General features: G+C 71.2%; 9 protein-coding genes. 7 read left to right on the forward strand and 2 right to left on the reverse strand.

Features of this window, described 5'->3' with window-relative positions:
• The 3 genes from secF to ACQP1S_RS10890 all read left to right on the forward strand — a co-directional run bounded on the left by secF (window position 1) and on the right by ACQP1S_RS10890 (window position 4,577).
• Window positions 1-1,200, forward strand: a complete 1,200-nt coding sequence (gene secF, locus ACQP1S_RS10880) for a protein translocase subunit SecF (RefSeq protein WP_432905831.1) — start codon at window positions 1-3, stop codon at window positions 1,198-1,200.
• 99 nt (window positions 1,201-1,299) lie between these two features.
• A complete protein-coding gene (locus ACQP1S_RS10885) occupies window positions 1,300-1,866 on the forward strand; it encodes an adenine phosphoribosyltransferase (protein ID WP_091246369.1) in 567 nt (188 codons plus the stop codon).
• A gap of 278 nt (window positions 1,867-2,144) precedes the next feature.
• Window positions 2,145-4,577, forward strand: coding sequence for a RelA/SpoT family protein (locus ACQP1S_RS10890; protein WP_432907961.1), 2,433 nt, complete (start codon window positions 2,145-2,147; stop codon window positions 4,575-4,577).
• A 135-nt stretch (window positions 4,578-4,712) separates the two neighbouring features.
• Here ACQP1S_RS10890 and ACQP1S_RS10895 read toward each other — a convergent pair whose 3' ends face one another.
• Window positions 4,713-5,555: a peptidylprolyl isomerase gene (locus ACQP1S_RS10895; protein ID WP_432905834.1), complete on the reverse strand. Its 843-nt coding sequence runs from the start codon at window positions 5,553-5,555 to the stop codon at window positions 4,713-4,715.
• Window positions 5,556-5,617: 62 nt separating this feature from the next.
• Window positions 5,618-6,502, reverse strand: a complete 885-nt coding sequence (locus ACQP1S_RS10900) for a peptidylprolyl isomerase (RefSeq protein ID WP_363668683.1) — start codon at window positions 6,500-6,502, stop codon at window positions 5,618-5,620.
• 262 nt (window positions 6,503-6,764) lie between these two features.
• On the opposite strand from ACQP1S_RS10900, the gene ACQP1S_RS10905 reads away from it, so the two are divergent.
• The 4 genes from ACQP1S_RS10905 (at window position 6,765) to ACQP1S_RS10920 (ending at window position 11,722) form a co-directional block, all read left to right on the forward strand.
• Window positions 6,765-7,484, forward strand: coding sequence for an MBL fold metallo-hydrolase (locus ACQP1S_RS10905; protein ID WP_091246360.1), 720 nt, complete (start codon window positions 6,765-6,767; stop codon window positions 7,482-7,484).
• Between the two features lie 69 nt (window positions 7,485-7,553).
• Window positions 7,554-8,876 (forward strand): histidine--tRNA ligase, encoded by a 1,323-nt coding sequence (hisS, locus tag ACQP1S_RS10910; protein ID WP_432905838.1) that lies wholly within the window; start codon window positions 7,554-7,556, stop codon window positions 8,874-8,876.
• A 74-nt stretch (window positions 8,877-8,950) separates the two neighbouring features.
• Entirely contained in the window at window positions 8,951-9,886 is a 936-nt protein-coding gene (locus tag ACQP1S_RS10915) for an acyl-ACP desaturase (protein ID WP_091246356.1), read from the forward strand.
• A 783-nt stretch (window positions 9,887-10,669) separates the two neighbouring features.
• Window positions 10,670-11,722, forward strand: coding sequence for a S1 family peptidase (locus ACQP1S_RS10920; RefSeq protein ID WP_432905841.1), 1,053 nt, complete (start codon window positions 10,670-10,672; stop codon window positions 11,720-11,722).
• Window positions 11,723-11,837: the final 115 nt, after the last annotated feature.

Here is an 11,837-nt window from a genome sequence, read left to right on the forward strand (position 1 = left end):
ATGGCTAAGAGTGGTCTGGCGTCCCGGCTCTACCGGGGCGAGGCCGGTCTCAACATCGTCGGCCGGCGCAAGCTGTGGTTCGCGGTCGCCGGAGCGCTGGTGCTGGTCGCCGTGCTCAGCTTCGCGGTCAACCGGTTCAGCCTGGGCATCGAGTTCGCCGGCGGCAACTCGTTCCAGGTGCCGGCCAGCGTCGGCACCCTGGAACAGGCCGAGGCCAAGGTCAACGACGCGTTGGCGGCCGAGGGCGGCGGCGCCGAGGTGGTGACCGCGCAGAAGGTCGGCAGCACCAGCGGTGAGTACTACGAGCTGCGCACCTCGCAGCTCAGCGCCGACCAGGCCAACGCGGTCAAGGCCGAGATGGCGCAGGGGTTCGGCATCAACGCCGACCAGATCAGCGGCAGCCAGGTCAGCGAGGCGTGGGGCAGTCAGGTGACCTCCCGGGCGCTGCTCGGCCTGATCATCTTCGTCCTGGTGGTGGCGGCCTACCTGGTGCTGCGGTTCGAGTGGCGGATGGCGGTCGCCGCGATCATCTCGCTGTTCATGAACCTGATCCTCACCGCCGGCGTCTACTCGCTGGTCGGCTTCGAGGTCACCCCGTCGACGATCATCGGGTTCCTCACCATCCTGGGCTTCGCGCTCTATGACGTGGTGGTGGTCTTCGACAAGGTCCAGGAGAACACCCGGGGCATCACCGCCAACAACAACCAGACCTACGGCGAGGCGGCCAACCTGGCGCTCAACCAGAGCCTGATGCGGTCGTTGAACACCTCGGTGGTCGCCCTGCTCCCGGTCGGCGGTCTGCTCTTCATCGGTGCCGGCCTGCTCGGCGCGGGCACCCTGAAGGACCTGGGCCTGGTGCTCTTCGTCGGTATGGCGATGGCGTTCCTGACCTCGATCCTGCTCTCCACCCCGCTGCTGGTGCTGCTCAAGAACAAGGACCCGCGGATCGAGGCGCACACCAAGCGGGTGCTGGCCCGGCGGGGCGCGATCGCCCGGGGCGAGATCGCCCCGCGCGGCGCGGCCCGGGCGTCGGCCGCCGACGACGCTGCCGACGAGCCGATCGACCCCGAGGCGGCGGCCCTGGCCGGCAGCGCGCCGAAGGTCGGTTCCCGGCCGGCGGCCAAGCGGGCAACCGGTGCCCGGGGCGGTCGCCCCAGCGGCGGCGGAGGCAACCGGCCCGGTGGCGCGAAGCGGCGCTGACCGACAGGCGACCCGCCACACGCCGAGTCGACGGCGTCCGCCATGCTGTGCGAGCAGCATGACGGACGCCGTCGTCGTATCGAAGGAGAACCGACCACCGTGACGGAGACCCACAGCACCGGGGTACGCGGAGACAGCGGCCCGGAGGCGGCCCGGCTGGTCGCCAGCCGGGTGCTGGACGTGCCGGACTTCCCCAAGCCCGGGGTCATGTTCAAGGACCTGATGCCGTTGTTCGCCGACGGTGACGTGTTCCGTGAGGTGATCGACGGCATCATCGACCACCACGGGCGGGACAGCTTCGACATCGTGGTCGGCATCGAGGCCCGGGGCTTCGTGATCGCCGCCGCGATCGCGTACGCGACCGGGTTGGGGGTGGTGCCGGTGCGCAAGGCGGGCAAGCTGCCCCGGCCGGCGTACTCGGCCTCCTACGCCCTGGAGTACGGCGAGGCGACGCTGGAGGTGCACCAGGACGCCTTCACCGCCGGGCACCGGGTGCTGGTGGTCGACGACGTGCTGGCCACCGGAGGCACCGCCGAGGCGACCCTCGACCTGGTCGAGCGGGCCGGTGGCACGGTGGCCGGGTTCACCGTACTGCTGGAGTTGGGTTTCCTGGGTGGGCGGGAGCGGCTGGCCGGGCGGGCGGTCCATGCCCTGCTGACCGTGTGACGCCCCGGTCGTCCCGACGACCTGGGACGGACCGTCCGGCGGAGCGGCACGGCACCTACCGTGCGGGTAGCATTGCCCATTGCTGACCGGGCGATCACCCGTCCGGGCGGCAGGTAGGGCGTCGACCGGGGGTCGGCGGGTAACGCCATCGGCCCCGACGGCGGCCGATGGGAACACGCCGGCGCGACGGCCGGTTGGAAGACAGGCGTCGGCCGCACGGCCGGCGTTGGTCCCGGCGATCGGTGAGGAGGCCGGTGTCCCACGATGTCGTCCCTCCGGTGGAGGGCACGGTGCACCCGACAGGCGACGCTGACGGCACGGTGACCGATCGGAAGAACGATCCACCGGCCGGCCCGGCGGGGGTCGGCGACGACCCCGGTGCCGCGCCCGACGGCATGGTCGTGGAGTCGTCGCCCGACGACGATCCGTCGCCCAGCGCCGGTTTCGCGCTGTCCAACGCGCCGACCGGGCGTCGGGTGCGGGCACGGCTGGCCCGGTTCAACGCCCCCTGGCAGAGTTCCCAGGTCAGCGAGGTGCTCGAACCGCTGATCGCCAGCCACCGGGAAAACCACCCCAAGGCGGACGCCCGGCTGCTCCAGCGGGCCTTCGACATGGCCGCGCGTTGGCACTCCGGTCAGTACCGCAAGTCCGGCGACCCGTACATCACCCATCCGCTGGCGGTGGCGACCATCCTGGGCAACCTGGGGATGGACACCACCACGCTGGTGGCGGCGCTGCTGCACGACACCATCGAGGACACCGAGTACACCCTCGACCAGATGCGGGCCGACTTCGGTCCCGAGGTCACCCTGCTCGTCGACGGCGTGACGAAGCTCGACAAGGTCAAGCTGGGCGACGCGGCCAAGGCGGAGACGATCCGCAAGATGGTCGTGGCGATGGCGAAGGACCCACGGGTCCTGGTGATCAAGCTGGCCGACCGGCTGCACAACATGCGGACGCTCTCCTTCCTGCCGGCGCCCAAGCGCGAGCAGAAGGCCAAGGAGACGCTGGAGATCCTGGCCCCGCTGGCCCACCGCCTCGGCATGAACACGATCAAGTGGGAGCTGGAGGACCTGGCCTTCGGCACCCTGTTCCCCAAGCGCTACGAGGAGATCCTGCGGCTGATCGGGGAGCACCAGCCGCAGCGGGAGTCGCTGCTCAAGCAGGTCACCCAGAAGGTCGGCACCGACCTCAAGGCCGCCAAGATCAAGGCCGAGACGACCGGCCGGCCGAAGCACCTCTACTCGATCTACCAGAAGATGATCGTGCGGGGTCGCGACTTCAACGACATCTACGACCTGATCGGGGTGCGGATCCTGGTCGACACGGTGCGGGACTGCTACGCGGCGCTGGGGGTCATCCACGCCAACTGGCAGCCGGTGCCGGGTCGGTTCAAGGACTACATCGCGATGCCCAAGTTCAACATGTACCAGTCGTTGCACACGACGGTCATCGGGCCCACCGGCAAGCCGGTGGAGATGCAGATCCGCACCTACGCGATGCACCGCACCGCCGAGTTCGGCATCGCCGCGCACTGGAAGTACAAGGAGCACAAGGGCACCCAGATCGTCGGCCCGCCGGCGCACATCGACGAGATGACCTGGCTGCGGCAGTTGCTGGACTGGCAGCGGGAGGCGGCCGACCCGTCGGAGTTCCTCGACGCGCTGCGTTTCGACCTGTCCAGCCAGGAGGTGTACGTCTTCACCCCCAAGGGGGACGTCATCCCGCTGCCGACCGGGTCGACGCCGGTGGACTTCGCCTACGCGGTGCACACCGAGGTGGGGCACAAGTGCATCGGGGCGCGGGTCAACGGCAAGCTGGTGCCGTTGGAGTCGACGCTGTCCAACGGCGACGTGATCGAGATCTTCACCTCGAAGTCCGACACGGCCGGCCCGACGCAGGACTGGCTGAGTTTCGTCAAGAGCCCCCGGGCGCGTACCAAGATCCGCCAGTACTTCAACAAGGAGCGGCGCGAGGAGGCGATCGAGGCCGGCAAGGACTCGATCGTCAAGGCGATGCGCAAGCAGGGCATGCCGTTGCAGCGGATGCTCACCTCCGACGCGTTGATGGCGATCGCCCGGGACCTGCACCTCGCCGACGTCGCCTCGCTCTATGCGGCGGTCGGCGACAGTCAGGTGTCGGCGCAGTCGGTGGTGCAGAAGCTGATGGCCGCGTACGGCGGCGAGGAGGGCGCGGCGGAGGACATCGCCGAGACCGCCGTCGCCACCCGCCCGCCGCACAGCCGGCAGAACAGCAGCGATCCCGGCGTGGTGGTGCGGGGCGTCAGCGACGTCTGGATCAAGCTGGCCCGGTGCTGCACGCCGGTGCCCCCGGACTCGGTCTTCGGGTTCGTCACCCGCTCCGGCGGGGTCAGCGTGCACCGCGACGACTGCGCCAACGCCGAGGACCTGCGGGCTCAGGCCGAGCGGGTGGTGGAGGTCAGTTGGAAGCTCACCTCCGCCTCCACGTTCCTGGTGGCCATCCAGGTGGAGGCCCTCGACCGGCACAAGCTGCTGGCCGACGTCACCCGGGTGCTCTCCGAGGAGCGGGTCAACATCCTGTCGGCGACGGTCACCACCACCCGGGACCGGGTGGCGGTGAGCCGGTTCAGCTTCGAGATGGCCGATCCGAAGCACCTGGGGCACCTGCTGGCCGCCGTCCGCAAGGTCGACGGGGTCTTCGACGCCTACCGGGTCACCTCCGGCGCCTGACGGGCCAGGGACCCCGGTAGGCGGCCCACCCGGCTCCCGGAGAGCCGTGCGTAGGTCTCCGGGAGCCGTTCCGACACCGAGGTCACGAAAGCGCCCGCCGGCTCAGCCGGCGGGCGCTTCGTCGTACCGGAGGGGTCAGCCCTCGATGTCGCTCATGGTCAGCTTGGTGATGGTGACCTCCTTCTTGGGGTGGCCACCCCCGGCCTGCTGGGCGTACGCCTTGTCGTCGCCGGCCGCGCCGACCTGCTTGACCAGGTCCATGCCGGAGGTGACGGTGCCCAGCACGGTGTACTTCGCGTCGAGCTGCGAGTCGCCGTAGACGATGAAGAACTGGCTGCCGGTGCTGCCCGGCTGCCCGGAGTTGGCCATCGCGATGACACCCTCCGGGTAGGGGGGCCGCTTGTCGGTCGGCAGGTTCTCCTCGGCCAGGCCGTAGCTCGGCCCGCCGGTGCCGTCGGTCTGCCGCCAGCCGGTGCCGGTCGCGCTCGGGTCACCGCACTGGAGCACCTTGATGCCCTCGGTCACCAGCCGGTGGCACTTCGTGTTGTCGAAGAACCCCTTGCTGGCCAGGTGGGTGAAGCTCCCCGCGGTGCAGGGCACCTTCGTCCGGTCGAGCTTGGCGACGATCGGGCCCAGGTTGGTCTCCAGGGTCAACGTCTGGGTGCCCTTGTTGGCCTGCTGGTTGGGGGGCAGCCCGACATCCTTGATCTGGGCGGGCCGGCCCTCCTTGGGCGCCTCGGTGTAGGTGCACTGCGAGAAGCCCTCGGTGCCGGCGGCCTGCTGCTTGCTGTCGTCGTCGTCGCCACCGAGGCTGGCCGCCAACCAGACGGTGCCGGCGACCACGAGCACCAGGATCGCGGCGGCCCCGACGATCGCCTGCGTCTGCCGGCGCTTGCGGGCCTTGGCCGAGCGTTCGGCCATCTCCCGCTCAAGTCGGGCCCGCGCCGCCGCGCGCTGCCGCTCTCTCGTGGACGTCACGGTCACTCCTCCTGGGCTTTTCTCTGGCGCGGCGTGGCCGCAGGTACGGGTGGTGGGCCGGCTCAGCCGGCGCTGGGGCTGGCCGCCGGGGACGCGGCCGGGGAACCGGTCGCCGGAGCCGGCGCGGCCTGCGCCTCGCCGACGGTGAGCTTGCGGATCACCACGTCGGTCTTCGGCTTGACCTTGGCGCCCGCCCCGTTGTCCACGGTCGGCAGGGCGCCGATCTTTTCGACCACGTCCAGCCCGCTGGTGACCCGGCCGATGATCGGGTACGCCGGCTGGGCCGGGCTGAAGTCCTTGAAGAAGAGCAGGAACTGGCTGCCGTTGGCACCCGGCGGGTTGCTGATCATCGCGACCGTGCCCTTCGGGTAGGTCGGCGGCTGCCCGGGGGCCGGGCTGGCCGAGGGGCTCGCCTCGGGCCCGGTCGGCACGTTCTCGTTGTAGAACGAGTAGGTGGGGCCGCCCAGGCCGGTGCCACTCGGGTCGCCGCAGCGCAGCGCGCCCTCGGCGGTGATCTCGTGGCACTTGGTGTTGTCGTAGAACGACGCCCCGGCCAGGTGGGCGATGCTCGCACCGGCGCAGGGCGCCGCGGCGAGATCCAGCTCGGCGGTGACCGGGCCGCCCTGGTCGGTGTCGATCGTCATCGTCCGTACCCCGGTGGTGGGCAGGCCGGTGGTGGCCGGGGTGCCGACGTCCTTGAGGCTGGTGTTGGCACCGGCGTCCTGCGGCGTCCAGAGGCAGACGTCCTCGGCGGCCTTCTGCTCGGGGTCCCGGTCGAAGGCACCCAGCCCCCAGGCGGCGCCGGCCACGATCAGCACCAGCACCACGGCCGCACCGACCCCGGCCTGGATCTGTCGACGCCGCCGGGCGGCGACGGCCCGCCGGGCCAACTGCCGATCGAGCTTCTCCCGCGCGAGCTTGCGCTGCCGGTCCCTGCTGGAAGCCACCCGTGCTCCCCTTCCTCTACCCTGGTCGTCACCGGCGGTCGGGCCGTGCGCGCCCGCCGTGTTCGCAGGTGCGCCACGCCACACGCCCGCCAGAGTGTACGGGTACCTGCTGTGAAAGTGGTGTACGAGGGCCGGGCTGGGTTTATCAAAGTGCGTCACTGTGCTCCACGGGGTCCCTGGGACGGGTGGGCGCGGATACCGGGTCGCCGGTGGCGACTAGGCTGCCCAGGAGACGGACGGCTCGAACGAAAGGGGAGCGGACGTGCTCGTGGCCGGCTTTCCCGCGGACGCCTTCGGCACCAACTGCTACGTGGTGGCGACCGCGCCGGGGGAGCAGTGCGTGGTGGTCGACCCCGGCATCGGGGTGCTCGACCGGCTCGACGCCGTGCTCGCCGAGCACCGCCTGCACCCGGCCGCCGTGCTGCTCACCCACGGCCACCTCGACCACACCTTCTCGGTCGCCCCGGTCTGCGGCGCGCGCGGCATCCCGGCGTACGTGCACCCGGAGGACCGGGAGTTGCTGGCCGACCCGACCAAGGCGCTCTCGATGGACCTCACCGCGCTGTTCGGCGGTCGGCTGCCGTACACCGAGCCCGACGACGTGGCGGAGCTGACCGACGGGGCGACGCTGGCGCTGGCCGGCCTGGAGATCACCGTCGACCACGCACCGGGCCATACCGGCGGGTCGGTGCTGTTCCGGTTGCCCGGTGTCGGCTCGCCCTGGGAGGCGGAGCAGCTCTGCCTCTCCGGTGACGTGCTCTTCGCCGGCTCGATCGGCCGCACCGACCTGCCCGGCGGCAGCATGCCCCGAATGCTGACCAGCCTGCGGGAGAAGGTCCTCCCGATGGCCGACGACACCGTCGTGCTGCCCGGCCACGGCCCGGCGACCACCATCGGCCGTGAGCGGGTGCGCAACCCGTACCTCGTCGACGTGGCGGGCCCCGGCGACGCACGCCCGGCCGCGCCCGCCCGCGGTCTCTAGCCTCTCCTCCGCGCCGCGCGCGGACCACCGATCTCACCGCGCCCGGCGCGGACCCGCAAGGAGTACGCCATGAGCAAGCCCACGCCCCTGTCCGGCTTCCCGGAGTGGACCACGTCGCAGCGGATGATCGAGCAGTTCGTCCTGGACCGGATCCGGCAGACCTTCGAGCTGTACGGTTTCGCGCCGTTGGAGACCCGGTCGGTGGAGCCGCTGGACCAGCTGCTGCGTAAGGGGGAGACCTCCAAGGAGGTCTACCTGCTGCGCCGGTTGCAGGCCGACGCGGACGGCCCGGCCGGTGACGACGCGCTCGGCCTGCACTTCGACCTGACCGTGCCGTTCGCCCGGTACGTGCTGGAGAACGCGGGCAAGCTCCAGTTCCCGTTCCGCCGCTACCAGATCCAGAAGGTGTGGCGGGGTGAACGCCCGCAGGAGGGGCGCTACCGGGAGTTCCTCCAGGCCGACATCGACATCGTCGACCGGGACACCCTGCCGGCGCACTACGAGGCGGAGATGCCGCTGGTGATCGGGGACGCGCTGCGCGCGTTGCCCATTCCGCCGGTGCTGATCCAGGTCAACAACCGCAAGATCTGCGAGGGCTTCTACCGGGGCATCGGGCTGACCGACCCGGAGGCGGCGCTGCGCGCGGTCGACAAGCTCGACAAGATCGGCCCGGCGAAGGTGACCGAGCTGCTGGCCGAGACGGCCGGGGCGAGCGAGGCGCAGGCCAGGGCGTGCCTGGCGCTGGCCGGGATCTCCGCCCCGGACGCCTCCTTCGCCGACGCGGTGCGCGCCCTCGGGGTGACCGACCCGCTGCTCGACGAGGGCATCGCCGAGCTGGTCGCGGTGGTGGAGACGGCCGCCGCGCACGCGCCGGGGCTCTGCGTCGCCGACCTGCGGATCGCCCGGGGCCTGGACTACTACACCGGCACCGTGTACGAGACGCAGTTGCGCGGCTACGAGCGGTTCGGCTCGATCTGCTCCGGTGGCCGGTACGACAACCTGGCCAGCGCCGGCGCCGTGTCGTACCCGGGCGTCGGCATCTCGATCGGGGTGACCCGGCTGCTCGGGCTGCTCTTCGGGGCCGGGGCGTTGTCGATCTCGCGCAGCGTGCCGACCTGTGTGCTGGTCGCGGTCGGTGCCGAGGAGGAGCGGGCGGGCAGCAACGCGATCGCCGAGGCCCTGCGGTCGCGGGGGATTCCCGCCGAGGTGTCGCCCAACGCGGCGAAGTTCGGCAAGCAGATCCGGTACGCCGAGCGGCGCGGCATCCCGTACGTGTGGTTCCGGGGCGCCGAGGGTGACCAGGTCAAGGACATTCGCTCGGGCGAGCAGGTGAACGCCGTACCCGGGGAGTGGACGCCGCCGCGCGCGGACCTGAAACCGCTGGTCGGCTGAGTCTCAGTTACTGGCGCGTACGCCGACGGGGACCTACGGTGGCGTAAGTTACGCCACCGTAGGGAGGGGCCCCTGTGACCGAACTGAGCCAGACCGCGCTGCTCCACGAACTCGAACCCGTGGTCGCCAAGAACCTCGACCGTCACCTGGCGGTGGCCAAGGAGTGGTTCCCGCACGAGTACGTGCCGTGGAGCGAGGGGCGGACCTTCGACGGCCCGCTCGGCGGCGAGGCGTGGTCGGAGGGGGACTCGACGCTGCCTGACATCGCCCGGACGGCGCTGATCGTCAACCTGCTCACCGAGGACAACCTGCCGTCGTACCACCACCAGATCGCCAGCCTGTTCGGGCCGGACGGGGCGTGGGGGACCTGGGTGGGTCGGTGGACGGCCGAGGAGGGGCGGCACGGCACCGCCATCCGGGACTACCTCACGGTGACCCGGGCGGTCGACCCGGTGGCGCTGGAGCGGGCCCGGATGGTGCACATGACCGCCGGCTACAGCAACTCGCACGACTCGTCGATGCTGCGCTCGCTGGCGTACGTGTCGTTCCAGGAGTTGGCGACCCGCATCTCGCACCGCAACACCGGCCGGATCACCGGCGACCCGGTGTGCGAGGCGCTGCTGGGCCGGGTCGCGGCCGACGAGAACCTGCACATGATCTTCTATCGCAACCTGCTCGGCGCGGCCCTGGAGGTGGCCCCGAACCAGACGATGCGGGCGATCGACGAGGTGCTGGGGGACTTCCAGATGCCCGGCGTGGGCATCGAGGGGTTCACCCGCAAGTCGGTGGCGATCGCCCTGGCCGGCATCTACGACCTGCGCCAGCACCGCGACGACGTGGTGGCCCCGGTGCTGCGCCAGTGGGACGTGTTCAACGTCGCCGGCCTGGACGCCGAGGGTGAGGCCGCCCGGGACCGGATCGCGGCTCACCTGGACGGCCTGGAGCAGGCCGCGTCCCGGTTCGAGGAGAAGCGCGACGCCCGGGCCGCCAAGCTGGCCGCCCGCGCCTGAACGGCTGCCCCGGACCGTTCCCACACCTGCCCGCAAGGGGCGGGTGCGGGAACGGTCCGGGGCCTCGCGGCGCTGGCTGGACCACCGCCGCCCACCTCCCGCCGCAGGTGTGCGGGTGCCGGCGCTGCTCGCCGCCCGCCGGATGGCTCGTCCGGCAATCCGGGCCGTAACACCAGGTGACCCTTCTCGGCATGTGACGCACCGTGACTGGAAGATGTCCCCCCGTATGCCTCTCCACCGGGCTTTGCTCTGCTGCCATCGCGGCACCACCCACCTGGCCTGCGGTCCAGTGATGATCTTTCGTCACGGTTGATCTGTGTTCCTGCTACCCCTCGTGACTGTCGCCGGGAGGGCGGCAGAGCAAAGGAGGCGATCGGGGGTGGTGGGGTCGGGCCGTGATGACTGTGCGTGACGGGTAGAAGGTGACCTCTCCTGCTCGGCCGAACCATGGTTCGTCGGGGTGGGCGAGGTGATCACGCCGGTGGTCCGGCAGGGTCGTCGCCCCGACGAATTCGCCCAGGGGTCAGGCCCGGCGGCGGCAGGGGTGACGGCGGTCCCCGCCGGCCGCCTCGGCCAGGCCGGCGAGGGTCTGACATGGATGTGTCCATGGTGTTGCCTGACCGTCATATCGACCGGCGGGGTGAATCCGGGCAAAGCCATGTCTTGATAACGATCTTAAATATGTGAATACTTCAGTCTCTCGGCCGATTTCCCCAGGTCGGCCGGGTGTCCTCGGGTGTGTCTCCGTGACGCTGCCCGTCGCCCCCTTCCGGAGGTTGTTATATGCGACCCACGAGGTCATCGCTCCGCCACGTCGCCGCCGTCGCTATGGCCGGCACCCTGGTCACCAGCGCGCTGATGGGCGCACCCGCCCAGGCGGCCCCCGCCTCGCCCGCATCTCCCGACGCCGCCGCCAGCCTGGCCGACCGCCTCGGTGACCGTGCCGCCGGCACCTACGCCGACGCCAACGGCACGATGGTCGTCGCGGTCACCGACTCCGCCGCCGCCCGGCAGGTCCGCGCCGCCGGCGCCACCCCGAAGCTGGTCACCCGGGGCGCGGCCCAGCTCCGCTCCGCCACCGCCGAGCTGGAGCGCTCGGCCAAGATCCCGGGCACCGCCTGGTGGACCGACGCGGTCACCAACCAGGTCGTCGTCTCGGTCGACAGCACCGTCACCGGCGCCAAGCTGGCGAAGGTCGAGGCCGCAGCCGCGCGCACCGGCGGTGCCGTCCGGATCGAGGCCGAGGCCGGCGTGCTCAGCACCCGGATCTCCGGGGGCCAGGCGATCTACACCGGCGGTGGCCGCTGCTCGCTCGGCTTCAACGTCCGCAACAGCGCCGGCCAGACCTTCTTCCTGACCGCCGGGCACTGCACCAACATCGGCTCGACCTGGTACTCGAACTCCGGCCAGACCAGTGTGCTCGGCACCCGCACCGGCACCAGCTTCCCGGGCAACGACTACGGCATCGTCCGGCACAGCAACTCCGCGAACGCGACCGGGAACGTCTCGCTCTACAACGGCAGCTTCCGGGACGTCACCGGCGCCGCCAACGCCTTCGTCGGCCAGAGCGTGCAGCGCTCCGGCAGCACCACCGGCCTCAAGGGCGGCTCGGTGACCGCCACCAACGCCACGGTGAACTACGCCGAGGGCTCGGTCTCCGGCCTGATCCGCACCAACGTCTGCGCCGAGCCGGGCGACAGCGGCGGCTCGCTGTTCAGCGGCAGCAGCGCGGTCGGCCTCACCTCCGGCGGCAGCGGAAACTGCACCCGCGGTGGCACCACCTACTTCCAGCCGGTCACCGAGCCGTTGAGCGTCTACGGCGTCAGCATCATCTGATCCGTCCGATCCCTCCGCGAGCGGGCCGCCGGGACACCGGCGGCCCGTTCCGCGTCTCCGGCCGGACGACCGGGGCCTTGCTCACCCCGCAACCGGGCGGGCCGGGCGGCTGACA

Origin of the sequence: Micromonospora matsumotoense (assembly GCF_050951065.1) — a bacterium.
GTDB classification, from domain to species: domain Bacteria; phylum Actinomycetota; class Actinomycetes; order Mycobacteriales; family Micromonosporaceae; genus Micromonospora; species Micromonospora matsumotoensis.